The following is a 13,160-nucleotide window of genomic DNA, read 5'->3' as shown; positions in this document are numbered from 1 at the left end:
AAGCCTATCCGCTGGGACTATTGAGAATGGTGCAAGATCTGAGCTAACCGAATTTGCCGTGACTATTGGGGGCAGGGATATGCAACAGAAAGTGCTCAGTCAGACACCCCCAGCAAAGCTGGTGGCTTGATGAATGTGACCGCCCCAAGGGCGGGTGTCCTTGCTGAAGGTGTCTGTGAGTCAATTAGAATCGTCCACTTTGCTCAAACACTTCTTGCTCTCGGATATACCGACGCACCACCTCCTCTTCAAATCCAACGGTTGAGACGGCGTAGCCCCGTGCCCAGAAATTCTCTCCCTCAAAATTGCGCTGCTTGCCTTTGAATCGACGGGCAATTGCAATGGCACTTTTGCCCTTGAGAAAGCCGATCACGGACGACACGGCATGTTTCGGCAGAATCGCAATGCACAGATGCACATGATCCACCAGCAAATGTCCTTCGATGATCTGGCATTCTTTTTGACGCGCCAACTCATGAAACACCGGCCCCAAATATTGCCGCAACTCCAAAAACATGGTCTTTCGACGATACTTGGGCACGAAAATCACGTGATACTTGCAATCCCACTTGCTGTGAGAAAGGCTTTGATACAATTCCGACATGTGTTTATCCTCCTACGGTTCGGTTCAAGCCACCGTGGGAGTTACTTTACACGCGCTCAGGAACGCCGGAAACGCTAAAAGCTGTTCAAGTCGCACTGGTAAAACCAGTGGCTTACCTTCTGAGCTACTGACAAGTTATTACTATCACATGGGCTGAAGAATCTTCATTTCAATCCAATTGTTGCTGCGGTTGATCCATTAAATATTGCATCTGAGCGAGTTCTCCAGAGAATCGGAATGCAATACTGGAAAGATATTAATTGGGAAACAACGCCAAGCGGTTTTGCACGTTATTATAGAGCTTCATAGAATATGTATGACAATATGAGCCAACAGTGCAGCAGAACGCTCCAGTTGCAGCAAACGCGCGAGGTGTTCTGTCAGGCGTGTGAATTTTTTGCTGCTGAATTAAGCTGTTGTGCAGCTTTGATTTTGAATTGTGACAGGGATTTTGTTCAAGATTCAGCGATCGTTGGAGATGTAGCCAGTAGAGTTTTGATGTATCGCTGCACGAGGTAGCGTTGTTGGTCTCGATGAAAAGATTCGGAGTTAATAACTAATCCGGTTCCAATCCCATCTACTAGCGCGATGAGTGCGTTTGCTTCAAGCAAGGGGTCAATCTCTCCCCGAATCAGCTTCGTTGTTTGTAAATCGGTCAGTTCTTGGCAAATGAGTTGCCGGAGTGAGTCGTAACGTTTTCGATGTTCCCCAATCAAGGTTTCGCGCCCGATCGCGTATCCCAGAAATGCAATCCAAACTTGCCACCCTCGAATGCCACTCGGTTCAAGCGGCAGCGCGGCAAGAATCATCTGCTCAAGTCTCTCCAGCCCATGCTTGCCTTTGACACCTGCCTCTATATCGCTAAACAGGGTCTCAAAGACCCGCTCCAGGGCAAATAGCGTGAGTTCATCCTTGTCCCGAAAATAATGGGTGACAACCCCAGTCGTCGAGCCAAGTTCCTGCGCGATCGCTCTCATACTCGTGCGGTCAAGCCCTTCGCGGATAATTACGCGCCATGCCGCTTCAGTTACTTCGAGACGGCGATCGCTATAGTTTGTTGTTTTCATAGGAGTTTAAAGGCGGTTCGCTATTGACAGCTTATCACAACAGTTGTTATCTTCTATTACATAACAACTGTTGTAATTTAACTCTGGGGTGAAGAACCGATATGGCTCAACCGATTTGGTCTGCCTGGGCACTTCTGGGGCTATCTGCGATCGGAAGTTGCGCGGGCAATTTGCTGCTCAAGCAAGCGAATTTGGTACTTCCTAATGCTGGCTTTCTGCTGCTGCTCACGTCGCCTTGGTTCATGGGCGCGATCGCTTGCTATCTCTTTGACCTACTTCTGTTCACCCAAGCCTTGCAGCAACTACCTGTATCCGCAGCAGTGCCCGTAGTTTCAGGGATGCGGATTGCTGTGACCGCAATTTTAGCGATGGTGCTTTTTCGTGAGCATCTCACCTTCAACCAGTTGTTTGCATCAAGTCTAATCACCGCAGGAATCGTGATGATGTCCCGTGCTTGAAAGGAGAATGAATAATGACGCTCGAACTGTATCATGCTTCAGAATCACTCTGTTCCCAAAAAGTGAAGCTGGTTCTCGCGGAGAAGGAACTGGAATGGAACAGCCATTTAATCAACCTTCTGACATTTGAGAACTTACAGCCAAGCTATATACGACTCAATCCTAAAGGTGTCGTGCCAACGTTACTTCATCAAGGTCGAGTGATTACTGATTCAGCCACGATCGTTCGATATCTAGATGAGCAATTTCCTCATCCTACGCTCACTCCGGCTGATTCGATGTTGCAAGAGAAGATGGATCGATGGATTGATCTGCAAAATCGGTTTCCAATGCGGGAAGTAATCTATGGGAACTACCAAAGTATTGAAGGGGCTATTTTGCGACGTTCTATTCAAATGAAAGAAAGATTGCTCCTTAGACTGGTACAAGCAAATCCAGAACTGCAAGAGCAGTATGCTATTAAGCTGAAGGATGTGCAGCAATGGAATTGCACAGTTCACAATGCAGCCGAAATTGTGAATTTGAATGCAACGATCGCACCCATGCTGGATCAACTTGAAGCGCAATTAAGTCAGACTACATGGCTCTGTGGGAATAGCTATTCCTTGGCTGACACAGTATGGACAGCCGTATTGCATCGGTTAGACAAGCTGAAATTTAGCTATCTGTGGGCTGATCATACCCGTCCTGCGCTCGATTCCTATCTGAATCGACTCAAATCTCGCCCTAGTTTTAACACGGCAATTCAGAGTGATAAGATGCCTCTGCCAATGCTTGTAGCAGGATTACGAAGAGTCTTTCTAGGTGTCTGAATCATTACCGTCGTGTCGCCGCATCATTCCAATCACTTCGCAGTATCGCCCATAACGCCACGTCCTCGAATTTTCCCCACTTCCGCACTCGTTGGCGCAGCCCTCCTTCTTGCACAAACCCATTTCTTTGCAACACCTTTCCTGAGCCTGGGTTTCTCATCATATGGTAAGCGTACAGTCGATTCAGTTCTAACGTTTCAAACCCAAACTGAAGGATCGGTTTCAAGGCTTCGCTCATGTATCCCTGACCCCACGCTTCCACTGCCAGCCAAAAGCTCAGTTCTGCTTGAGAATGTTCACGCTCAATGTCTCGAACTTCAACAATCCCGCTCAATGTCGGATCACCTTTTCGCTCGATCACAAACGTCACAGATCGCCCCGCTGCAAGTTCAGCCATTTGTCGATCGACATATTGCCGAGCTTCACCATCTGGGTAAGGATGCGGAATTGAAATCATCGTGTCAGCAATCTCACGAACACTCGCAACCGTTTGAATCGAGGAAGCATCTCCAGACGCAAGCAAGCGTAAAGTCAAGCGCTCAGTTTGTAACGTGGATTGGGCAAGCATGGAATGGTTTGGTCAAAACTGACTGCTGCATTCTAGCTCAATGTTGAATATCAAACAGTCACTCTCAAGAAACTCTGGCAAATGATCTTAAAACTCACTTAATTGGAAAGTCTGCTTCTGCTCCTAAGGCCTTCTTGCCACAAATCAAGGTGAAGAATTTGCACTGGGAGCTTGGGGAGTCCACTGATCGGTTTTAATTTCGCGCACTGGCGCGATCGCGGTTTTTTCGCTGGGAGTAGAGATATCGACTTCAATCCTACACTGTGCATTCGGTTCTGCAAAGCATCCTTCAACCGCTGATTCAAATCCTCAGAAAGATATATTGACTAGGCATTGTGCAAACTGTGCCAATGCCGCTTGGTGCTAAGAGAAGGGCGAAAGTTGTCAAGCAACACCATAAGTTGGGGTAGCGACTCGTTATGCGGTTTTCGATTACTGGTGGGGGGTAAATTAAAGATCCCTCGTAAGCATTTTTGGACTCTGGCATATTTACCAGATGAATGGAAATGAGGTACTCTAAAAGTGGAGGATATGCAAACATCCTAATCTGGCAATTAGCGCATAGATTCGCTGCCAGAGTACAAAGAGGTGGGGTTATGTTTTTTTCAGATTATGCAACTTGCGGGCTGGATCAATTGACTGGTTTATCGAAAGAAGATTGGTACCTCATAGAGCCGGGAATCGACTGCGTTTGACAATTACAGTTCTGTGATTGTCGGTTGGGTATTAGCCGTAAGTTTATTGATTGCGTATTTCTAGGCGCATGTTTCTAGATTTGCACAGGGTTTTGCATAGCAAGCACTATACGAAGCTTTGCTTGATTCGACGCATGTGTAATCTATGAACCTTTCTGCGTTCCTCGCTCGAAGCTGACTGAGCGATAAAAATTCTATTGGGAAAATTGAGTCATCATCATGATTACCTTAATGACGGAGATGCTGCGGTATTTTCTCCAATCTTTTCGTGCGTTCACCCAGTTTCCCAAACTTTCTCAAGGTGTGGGTTTAATTGTTTTATCTGCGGCAGTTTATGGTTTAACAATGGTTGTTACCAAAGGAGCTTTAGAACATCTTCCGCCAATTACGCTGTTGACTATTCAAACCGCGTCTAGTGTTATCTTTTTTTGGACGATCGTTCTTTTACAAGGTGTGCGGGTTCCGCTGAGATGGAATACTCTCAAGGCTGGCGTTCCTGGATTGCTTGAACCGGGGCTATCTTACCTCTTTGGAATGTTTGGTCTATCTCTGACGACCGCAAGTAACGCGACCTTTATCGGCACAATGGAACCTGTTGTCACGATCGCACTTTCTTGGCTAATCCTAAAAGAACGAATTAGCAGGCTACTAATCGTACTGGGGTTGATTGCCTGTTTAGGAGTTACGATTGTGGCAGCACCCGATGCAACTTCAAAAGGGCAAGGATCACTATGGGGCGATACACTCATGTTTCTAAATGTGCTATTTGCCTCACTTTATGCGATCTCAACCTCTCGCTCGATCAAGCATTTAGCACCTGTAGTTCTGGCTGCGATGCAACAATCGTTTGCTCTGCTTTTTTTCCTAGTTGTGATGGTGGGTGCTTTTAATTTGCGTCTAGAGACGATTGTGTCTACACCTGCGACTTGGTTTAGTTTACTCGTGGCAATCGCGTCAGGCGCGTTCGGGTATGGAACAGCATTTCTACTTTACTTAGCAGCACTACGTCATCAAACTGCTGGTCGTATCTCGGTCTATTTAACCTTAGTTCCCATTTTTGGTGTACTTGGTGCTTATGTGTTGCTTGGTGAGCGGCTTTTACTCTCACAAGGACTGGGAGGTGGATTAATTTTATTAGCAGTTATTAGCATTTCACGAATTCCTGATCAAACTACTAGAAAGTAGTGCAATGGCAGAATAGGATTGCTTTTCCAGGGCATTGAATCGTCGAACCTTACCAATCGTTTAACAACGCCTATAAACCCGACCATACTAAAGTTATCGGTTGAGTTCGAGAGAGCATTCGCGGCGGGTTATGGGCATCGTCTCTAGGATAACGGAATTGCCCTCATTGCGTTGATCTAAAAATTCATCTAAGTTTCTACTTTACACTAACTAAAATGTATGTATAATGCATATATATACAAAAGAGTGCTGTTACGCTTCTGTTTTATGAATAATGAAAGAACGTCGAATCTACTGGGAGCGCTTGCTCTCAGTATTGTGGATGCTTTTAATACCGTTGTTGAAGCCAACGCGGGATATGGCGGTGAAACTCCTGCTGCTCTAGTGACGCTGGGTGCAGAACCTGGACTTTCTATTAACCAATTGCGGCAGATTTTGAATCTTTCGCATCCCGGAACGGTTCGCCTTGTTGATCGCTTAGAAACTGAGGGACTAGTTGAGCGGCGATCGGGGGCGGATGGTCGAACCCTTGCCTTGTTTCTCACCGATGCGGGGGCTGAACGACGAAAAGCAATTCTGTCTGGGCGACGGCATCAATTGCAGCTTGCGATCGACACTCTGACCCCAACTGAGTGCAAGCAACTGACCAAACTGCTAGAGAAAATGCTCACCGCAATGACGACGAGTGAGCTACGTGCTTTTGCAATTTGTCGCCTGTGCGAGGAAGAAGTGTGTCCGAGCGATCGCTGTCCAGTTGACCAACAATATTGCGAGATGGTGAATCATGAATAACATCGTCATGGCTTTGAGTTATGCGTTCTGCTGGGGAGTTGGCGCAACGTTAACAAAACTAACGCTTGCAGAAATTCCGGCAGCAACGCTGCTTGTGATCCAACTGCTCTCTAGTGTTTTGTTTCTCATGACCCTTTACTATCTGAAACGTCGTCGATTTCCCTTTTCCTTACGGAGTCTTAAACAAGGAGCAGCAGGGATTTTTGAACCTGCACTGACCTATATGGTGGGAATCTTTGGCTTGAAGATGACCACTGCCAGCAATGCCTCGTTAATTGGAGCATCAGAGGTAATTTTGACGATTTTATTGGCAGCAGTGTTTCTCGGTGAAAAATTAACAAGAATCAAGTTACTCCTTGCTGGCACCAGTTTTTGCGGTATCCTTCTGTTAATGTTGAAAGATGTTGAAAACATCAATCATGCTTCTCTCATTGGGGATCTACTTGTGCTTCTGAGTACAATCTTCGCTGTGTTTTACGTTTTACTGAGCAAGAAACAGATCGAAACCACAGATCCGCTACAACTCACGGCATCGCAGCAATTCGTTGGCTTAATCACAACGGTACTTTGTTTTGGAGCATTATCAACGATCGATTCAAGTTAATTGGTGCAACTACTGGTTCACCAGCCACCGCCCCCTGAATCCGTTTCAGAGGACAAAGACTCCGACTAGTTCCTCTTTCCAAAAGGTAAGCAGCGCCTCAAAGACCGCCATGACAATCAGCAGCGTGCCCAACACATTCAGAGTTTCTGCTCCGTTTTGCACCAGCACTTTGTCGATGATTACCTGCGTAATCAGCAGATTCGCCAGCGTGAAAAGCTACACGAAAAGGGAGGCAATTAGAACTTCGATTAAGACACGGCGATGACGAATGACCGACTCGTAGAAACCAGTGCAACCCAAACTTCTGTTAAGGGGTTTCTTTGGTCGGCTATAACAGCAGAGCTTCGCCTTCTTCGCCCCAGGCTTCGATAAAGTCGGCTGGCTTGCGCCATTGAATTCCTTGTTTGGGGATGTCTAGCACCAGTTCTTTGTCGCTGGCTTTGTAAAGGAGCGCAAAGCTACCCTGCCAGGGCAACATCACGGGAGTTTGCAGCCGACTCAGCTTATTTTCCCTACCCTTTCCTAAATGCACTATCCTGGTATGTTATGAGAAATGATCACGTTCGCAGCTTCAGGCAATTCTCTCTCGCTTGATCGTATTCAACAATTGCTTAAAGTCTCTCATTGACCGTGCTACTTCCTTATCTATAAGTCGGTTAGCGATTTTACTTAAAGAGATTTCTGTTTGCGTTAAGGTTGCTATAATCTGTTCGACCTCTTTATGGTTGTCAATCAGAGCCGTAGGAAGTAGAGATACCTCACTGTAAGCTTCAAGTGTCGATCGAGACAGTACGATCCCTGTTTCAGGAAACGCTAGAGCTTGAACATAGCGCCATGCGTCTTGAGGATGAAGATCTGTGCAATCCCATGTCAGGCGAAGTGGATTTGCCTGTCTGCATAAAGTTTTCCAGCGATCGCTCTGATAGACATCTTGATAGTGCTGATAGAGAAGATTTGCTTGAACGACTCCAAAAGATGTCGGCTCTGGTAAGCTAAGTGTCGGTGAATGTGCCGCATTGAAGTGACCCATCGAAAAACTGGTAAAACAAGCAATGTCACTCACGGATTCTCCCTGTTGAATGAGGGTTTCTAGACCCCGGAGATACGCATCGAATACTTGCTCATAGGTAGTCTGAGAAAACACAAACGTTGCATTCACGTTGATGCGATCGCTGATGAGTTGTTCAATCACCGGAAGCATGATCTGAGTGGCTGGAATTCTCAGCATCAAGTTACACCACCCGACCGATTGCCAGATTTTTTGAGCTTCTGCGATCGCGGTTTCAGCTTGCAACAGCGAGTGTGGCGGGAGATCGACTTGAACATAGCCGTCTCGCCCGTGTGTTTGAGTGTAGGTTTGCTTGAGTAAATCAGCCGCTAGTTGCAGATCTCGCTTGACTAAATAATCGTAGTACTGTCGAGCCGACAGCTTGTTGCCTTGACGGGCAAGTGTGCTGAGATCACGATCGTATTCCTGACTTTGAATTGCACTTTGCAGGCTTTGAAAGTTTGACAGCACGCCCCGCAAGCCATCGTCATCAATGTAGTGCTGCAACTGACCGCTGGTAATCCAGCCTCGCTCAAACTCGTCTAGCCAGACCGATTGCCCCCGTTGTTGCAGCGATTGTAACAAGTTCATAGCCTATAAATTTCGCAGGTGTAGAGTGCGACTCCTCATAATTTTGCAATGATGCAATACGATCTCAGTCTGCGAAACTTCTGCAAATTTCACCACTCAATATCTGCCAGTTAAGCCCTGACTTAAACTACGCATCGACTACGCCAATGCACCCAATGTCTTAAGGGTGGCTTTTTGAGCGATCGTCAATCCGCTGGCTCCTTGAATATTCATCCCTTCATAGAGGCGATCGACCGTTACCGTACTGAGGCAGTGTCCTGTCTGTACATCCCAGAGCTTGATGGTGCGATCGTCGCTGCCACTCAAGACAATTTGACCATCGGCGCTAAAGGTCAACGCAGTGACCCAACTTGTATGATCGTGCAAGATCTGAAGGCATTGCCCCGTTTGCAAATCCCACAGCCGCACCGTTTGGTCATCACCCCCACTTGCCAATGATCGACCATCGGGACTAATGGCAACTGTCCAGACGGCTCCTGTATGCCCCTGCAAAACGTGTAAACAGTCTCCAGTTTGCAAATTCCAAAGGCGGATGGTTTGATCAAAACTGCCGCTCGCTAACTGTTGACCTCCGCCTGTATGCACATCAGTTAGCTGCACTGCGAGAGCGTTAATGCCGCCTGTGTGCCCCTGCAAAACCTGCAAACAGTTTCCAGTTTGCAAATTCCAAAGGCGGATGGTTTGATCAAAACTGCCGCTCGCTAACTGTTGACCGCTCAGGTCAAAGGCAAGCGCCATAACGTTACTCTCATGACCCCACAGCACTTGCAAACACAGATGGGTCTGCACATCCCAGAGTCGCACCGTTTGATCGTAACTACTGCTTGCCAGGGTTTGACCCCTGGGATTGAAGAGTACTACCCGTACAGGCGCGTCATGACCTGACCACTGATTGATTTGCCCTGTTTGCACATCCCAGATACAGATTGAGCCATCTTGTCGGTTGGTCGCCAGGGTTTGACCATCAGGACTAAAACTTAAAGACGCAAGCGCAATGGTGGCGGTGTGAAAAGTTTTAACGGGACAAAGCGATGTGTGATTGTGACTCAACTGCAAATGCCACAGATGAATTGTTTCATCCTGACCTCTACTGGCGAGGGTTTGACCATCAGGGCTGAGGCTCAGGGATTGAATCCCATTGGTAAAGCCATGCAGTGTTTTGAGGCTTTGCCCTTGCAGATTCCAGAGATGCACCGCTTGGTCTCGACCCGCACTCACGAGGTGTTGACCGTCAGCGCTGATTGCCAGGGCGAAAACAGCGTAAGTATGACAGTTGAACACAGCAACAACCTGTCCGTCGGGAACCTGCCAAAGGCGCAGCGTACCATCATCACTGCCACTCGCCAGCATGTCACCTTTGGGGCTAAACGCAAGGCTCCAAACCCAATTAGTGTGTCCATGCAGTACCCCAACATCAAACTTGGCATCAGGCTTGCCATTAGACTGCTTGCCATCAAACTGTGATGCACTCGCTGGAGCATGAGGTATGTTCCACAGTCGGATTGATTGGTCTTGACTGCAACTAGCAAGCAGTTGACCGTCCGGGCTATACCGCACACAACGAACTCCATCCGTATGTCCCTGTAGGACACTCAGGCAGTCTCCATTGCTCACATTCCAAATCCGAATGGTGGTATCTTTACTCCCACTAGCTAAGGTTTTACCGTCAGGTGAGAAGTGTACTGAATAAACGTTTTCCTTATGCTCTGCCATGACATGAAGACAGCGCCCCTGCAAATCCCACAGCCGCACCGTGCGATCGTCACTCCCACTCGCAATTCGCTGCCCATCGGGACTAAAGCTCACAGACCTAACACAGCCTGTATGCTCTGTTAAAATCTGCAAACATTGAGCGCTTCGCACCTCCCACAAGCGGATAGAAGCATCAGTCCCACTGCTGACCAGTGTTTTACCGTCGGGGCTAAATGCCACCGACCACACCCAGCCGATATGTCCCTCAAAGGTGGCGATCAGTTGAGTCGTTGCAATGTTCCAGAGATAAATCCTGCCGCTTAAATCGCCGATCGCAACCATTTGACCATCAGGGCTAATGTCGATCGACATGACGTGGCTCAGCGTCTCTGAAAAGATAGACTTTGTTAGATCAGCATTCTGAAAATTCACCCCTGCCAAGTTGATCTGCCGGAAGTCAGCTTGCTGCACCATGAGATCTGAAAAGTCAGAGCCGCGCAAATCGACTTGAAGCTGCACTAGAAGATTGATCAGGTTGCCTGCAACATATCCTGTTTTTTGCCGCTGTTGCGTCAAGAGTTGCCGCGATCGCACTTCAATTTCTGACACGTTCCCAAACTTAGATAGAAGCCGTTCAATCACAGGTTGCACAATCAATCGCAATTGAATTTCTCGCACATAATCTTTCGCGTGGACTCGAACTAAGGTATGACTTCGCAAGATATCAATCTGAGCAGTCTCAAATTCTGTACAAACCTGCTGAATAAATCGCTCTGTGACATATTCCATCACAACAGGCTGTAAAAAAAATAACCCATCTGTCTTTTCGATCAGAGACCGCCGAATCAGCGAGTTGATGAGATTTGGTACGCCTTGCTGATTGGCAAGATCGACCGCAGTTTCGCGCAGGTCTGAGATCGAGACTGGCTCACGGTGAATCGCAAACCAGAATAATGTTTTCTGTTCTGCTTCAGAGAGGCGATCGAACTGACGATCGAGCAAATCGTAGATATCTTCAAAAACAAAAATTCCTTCAGCAATATAGGTTAAAGCCTCCAGAATGTTGCCGTCGAAGAGTTCTTGGGTTGTAGCTGCCACCATCTTCAGTGCCAGAGGATTGCCACCATAGTGATGAATCAAGCGATTCCATTCGGCTTCTGAACCTGTAAATGCCCCTTTTTGCCGAAAGATGGCGCGTCCGTCATCCGGGGTGAGTCCACTTAAAAGGAGCGATCTCACTACGCTGCTTTCCATCAGCCCCATTTCGCTAGGCTTTTCTCGACTGGTGAACAACAAACAACTTTGGTGCGGTGTGTCTCCAACCGTTCTCAGCAATTGTCCATAATCTTCATAGCCCGATCGCCAATGCCCGACCTGCTCACTGTGCAAAATAGTTTCAGCGTTATCAAGGATCAACAGACACTTACGCGATCGCAAATATTCCATTAACTTAGAGAACTTTTCATTGAGCGTGGTGGGAATGACGGGATCTTCTCCATAGAGCGGCATGAGAAATTTCAGCAGACTGGGTAGCAATTCATCTAATGATGGCGCGTTGGCAAGACTTCGCCAGATGACAATCTCAAATTCTGCCTGCATCTGGAGTGCCGCTTTTACAGCGATCGTGCTTTTGCCAATCCCGCCGATCCCCAGCAGTCCCACGACGCGGCAGCGATCAGCTACGATCCATTGCCATAGTTGTGCGAGTTCAGTTTCACGACCGTAGAACACCGAGGTATCAACTGCGTTATTCCAATCGTTTTTGGGGTTTGCCCGTTGGCTTTCTGGTTCTTCCCCTAATGCGGCGGGAGAAGTATGGTCTGCTTTGGTTAATTCCAGCCCAAACGCTCGGAAAAGATTCTCTAACGATTGGCGATCAACTCCCAGTTCGCGTTTGAGAACTCGATGAAGCGTATTGAGTGAAAGCCCAGTGCGATCGCTGAGATCTTCCTGTGTCAGATGCTTGCCCCAGGTTTCCTCAGACTCTGCTTCCTGTTTTGCCACCTGAAATCGCTGCCATCCTTGAGGCGATAGGATGACTCCTCTAACACGACCACTCTGCTTAGATTTGTCTGCGTTGAGATCCATCGACAAGCAACAGCGATATAGGGTAGCTCGGTTCTTTCTAGAAAAGAGCGCCAATAAAGCCTTGGAAGTCTTTCCCATATATTTATTATAAGGGTAGCGAATTTTACGACCCTGACTCGTTTTTGATCGTGCCTCCATTCAAAGACCTGTCTTCAGGCATAGATAAGCTAGCTCGTTGCTTAACTCAGTGAACTTGAGTGTTCTAAACGGAACGAAAGTTGAACAATAAAGAAGACAAAGAGCCAACGGGCTTCCTCAAACAAAGTCTGCAATGTAGCAAGACCCGGAATTGGTGCCGACTTTGAGTCTGAACGGTGAATTCAAGATGATTGATTTGCTTCAAATTGCTGGAGTTGTTTCACCTGTCTAGATTGCGTATTGCATATCAGCCGTATTTGTATCGATTCCTAATCGAACGCTCTTGACTAAGACAAAAACACGATCGCTTCAACCATCCATACCACAAGGAGATTGACTATGAAATTCCACAAACTTGCTGTCTTTATTCCCTTGGCAATCCTTTCGGTATCTGTGAAGTCACACGCTGCCGCTGCTAGTGTGCAATCAGAAACTTACGCTGCAATCAAATCTGATTCCATTGACAAACAACTTGGGCTGCAAGCATTTCAGCCTAGACTACAAGCCGAAAACATTTCCATTAATCAAGCTCGGCAAACCTTCTTCAATCACCCTCCACAGTTGATTCGGACTACTGCATCTCAAACCGGGGTGTACACAGGTTCCACCTACGAATTCACGCTGACTGTCCCTCAAGATGCTGGACAGCCTTTGAAAGCAGTGACGATCACCCAGGCTGAAAATTCCGAAACGATCAAGTTTGCTCTCAACGACAGTAAAGCCTTCTTTGGTAAGCGGCTTACAGCCAGTTCTGAAATTCGGTTAGCTCAGATCTTGCACCATTCTCAATAGTCCCAGCGGATAGGCTTGAGGATAAT

Annotated in this window: 13 protein-coding genes; 6 read left to right on the top strand and 7 right to left on the bottom strand. The window is 47.3% G+C overall.

Annotation, left to right across the window (positions count from 1 at the left end; all coding sequences use genetic code 11):
* Positions 1-184: 184 nt before the first annotated feature.
* Positions 185-604 (bottom strand): IS200/IS605 family transposase, encoded by a 420-nt coding sequence (gene tnpA, locus ACJ2PR_RS32625; protein WP_446875475.1) that lies wholly within the window; start codon positions 602-604, stop codon positions 185-187.
* Positions 605-1,059: 455 nt separating this feature from the next.
* Positions 1,060-1,671 carry a TetR/AcrR family transcriptional regulator gene (locus ACJ2PR_RS32620; RefSeq protein WP_446880146.1) on the bottom strand — a complete coding sequence of 204 codons (612 nt, stop codon included), beginning with the start codon at positions 1,669-1,671 and terminating at the stop codon, positions 1,060-1,062.
* Positions 1,672-1,772: 101 nt separating this feature from the next.
* On the opposite strand from ACJ2PR_RS32620, the gene ACJ2PR_RS32615 reads away from it, so the two are divergent.
* Both ACJ2PR_RS32615 and ACJ2PR_RS32610 read left to right on the top strand, forming a co-directional pair.
* Positions 1,773-2,129 carry a DMT family transporter gene (locus tag ACJ2PR_RS32615; protein WP_446880144.1) on the top strand — a complete coding sequence of 119 codons (357 nt, stop codon included), beginning with the start codon at positions 1,773-1,775 and terminating at the stop codon, positions 2,127-2,129.
* Between the two features lie 14 nt (positions 2,130-2,143).
* Positions 2,144-2,941, top strand: a complete 798-nt coding sequence (locus ACJ2PR_RS32610; RefSeq protein WP_446880142.1) for a glutathione S-transferase family protein — start codon at positions 2,144-2,146, stop codon at positions 2,939-2,941.
* A gap of 4 nt (positions 2,942-2,945) precedes the next feature.
* On the opposite strand, the gene ACJ2PR_RS32605 is transcribed toward ACJ2PR_RS32610, so the two are convergent.
* Positions 2,946-3,509, bottom strand: a complete 564-nt coding sequence (locus ACJ2PR_RS32605; protein ID WP_446880141.1) for a GNAT family N-acetyltransferase — start codon at positions 3,507-3,509, stop codon at positions 2,946-2,948.
* A gap of 914 nt (positions 3,510-4,423) precedes the next feature.
* Here ACJ2PR_RS32605 and ACJ2PR_RS32600 point away from each other — a divergent pair.
* The 3 genes from ACJ2PR_RS32600 (at position 4,424) to ACJ2PR_RS32590 (ending at position 6,785) form a co-directional block, all read left to right on the top strand.
* Positions 4,424-5,389 carry a DMT family transporter gene (locus ACJ2PR_RS32600; RefSeq protein WP_446880139.1) on the top strand — a complete coding sequence of 322 codons (966 nt, stop codon included), beginning with the start codon at positions 4,424-4,426 and terminating at the stop codon, positions 5,387-5,389.
* Positions 5,390-5,656: 267 nt separating this feature from the next.
* Entirely contained in the window at positions 5,657-6,181 is a 525-nt protein-coding gene (locus ACJ2PR_RS32595) for a MarR family winged helix-turn-helix transcriptional regulator (protein WP_446880138.1), read from the top strand.
* Positions 6,174-6,785, top strand: coding sequence for a DMT family transporter (locus tag ACJ2PR_RS32590; protein WP_446880137.1), 612 nt, complete (start codon positions 6,174-6,176; stop codon positions 6,783-6,785). Before ACJ2PR_RS32595 ends, ACJ2PR_RS32590 begins: the two co-directional genes overlap by 8 nt.
* Before the next feature lie 45 nt (positions 6,786-6,830).
* On the opposite strand, the gene ACJ2PR_RS32585 is transcribed toward ACJ2PR_RS32590, so the two are convergent.
* The 4 genes from ACJ2PR_RS32585 to ACJ2PR_RS32570 all read right to left on the bottom strand — a co-directional run bounded on the left by ACJ2PR_RS32585 (position 6,831) and on the right by ACJ2PR_RS32570 (position 12,282).
* Complete coding sequence (locus ACJ2PR_RS32585) at positions 6,831-6,953, bottom strand: hypothetical protein (RefSeq protein WP_446880136.1); 123 nt, start codon at positions 6,951-6,953, stop codon at positions 6,831-6,833.
* Between the two features lie 160 nt (positions 6,954-7,113).
* Positions 7,114-7,263 carry a hypothetical protein gene (locus ACJ2PR_RS32580; RefSeq protein WP_446880134.1) on the bottom strand — a complete coding sequence of 50 codons (150 nt, stop codon included), beginning with the start codon at positions 7,261-7,263 and terminating at the stop codon, positions 7,114-7,116.
* A 93-nt stretch (positions 7,264-7,356) separates the two neighbouring features.
* On the bottom strand, positions 7,357-8,424 hold the full coding sequence (locus ACJ2PR_RS32575) for a transaldolase family protein (protein ID WP_446880133.1): 1,068 nt from the start codon (positions 8,422-8,424) through the stop codon (positions 7,357-7,359).
* Positions 8,425-8,562: 138 nt separating this feature from the next.
* Complete coding sequence (locus ACJ2PR_RS32570; RefSeq protein ID WP_446880132.1) at positions 8,563-12,282, bottom strand: WD40 domain-containing protein; 3,720 nt, start codon at positions 12,280-12,282, stop codon at positions 8,563-8,565.
* Positions 12,283-12,681: 399 nt separating this feature from the next.
* On the opposite strand from ACJ2PR_RS32570, the gene ACJ2PR_RS32565 reads away from it, so the two are divergent.
* Positions 12,682-13,134 carry a DUF2808 domain-containing protein gene (locus ACJ2PR_RS32565; protein WP_446880130.1) on the top strand — a complete coding sequence of 151 codons (453 nt, stop codon included), beginning with the start codon at positions 12,682-12,684 and terminating at the stop codon, positions 13,132-13,134.
* Positions 13,135-13,160 lie beyond the last annotated feature (26 nt).

The organism is Phormidesmis sp. 146-33 (genome assembly GCF_052939515.1).
This window is presented reverse-complemented; position numbering and strand designations above follow the sequence as displayed.

Coding starts and splice junctions, on each gene's coding strand:
- ACJ2PR_RS32570 (WP_446880132.1), bottom strand. CDS start 12,282: ATGGGAAAGACTTCCAAGGCTTTATTGGCGCTCTTTTCTAGAAAGAAC.
- ACJ2PR_RS32610 (WP_446880142.1), top strand. CDS start 2,144: ATGACGCTCGAACTGTATCATGCTTCAGAATCACTCTGTTCCCAAAAA.
- tnpA (WP_446875475.1), bottom strand. CDS start 604: ATGTCGGAATTGTATCAAAGCCTTTCTCACAGCAAGTGGGATTGCAAG.
- ACJ2PR_RS32565 (WP_446880130.1), top strand. CDS start 12,682: ATGAAATTCCACAAACTTGCTGTCTTTATTCCCTTGGCAATCCTTTCG.
- ACJ2PR_RS32615 (WP_446880144.1), top strand. CDS start 1,773: ATGGCTCAACCGATTTGGTCTGCCTGGGCACTTCTGGGGCTATCTGCG.
- ACJ2PR_RS32575 (WP_446880133.1), bottom strand. CDS start 8,424: ATGAACTTGTTACAATCGCTGCAACAACGGGGGCAATCGGTCTGGCTA.
- ACJ2PR_RS32595 (WP_446880138.1), top strand. CDS start 5,657: ATGAATAATGAAAGAACGTCGAATCTACTGGGAGCGCTTGCTCTCAGT.
- ACJ2PR_RS32620 (WP_446880146.1), bottom strand. CDS start 1,671: ATGAAAACAACAAACTATAGCGATCGCCGTCTCGAAGTAACTGAAGCG.
- ACJ2PR_RS32590 (WP_446880137.1), top strand. CDS start 6,174: ATGAATAACATCGTCATGGCTTTGAGTTATGCGTTCTGCTGGGGAGTT.
- ACJ2PR_RS32580 (WP_446880134.1), bottom strand. CDS start 7,263: ATGTTGCCCTGGCAGGGTAGCTTTGCGCTCCTTTACAAAGCCAGCGAC.
- ACJ2PR_RS32605 (WP_446880141.1), bottom strand. CDS start 3,509: ATGCTTGCCCAATCCACGTTACAAACTGAGCGCTTGACTTTACGCTTG.
- ACJ2PR_RS32600 (WP_446880139.1), top strand. CDS start 4,424: ATGATTACCTTAATGACGGAGATGCTGCGGTATTTTCTCCAATCTTTT.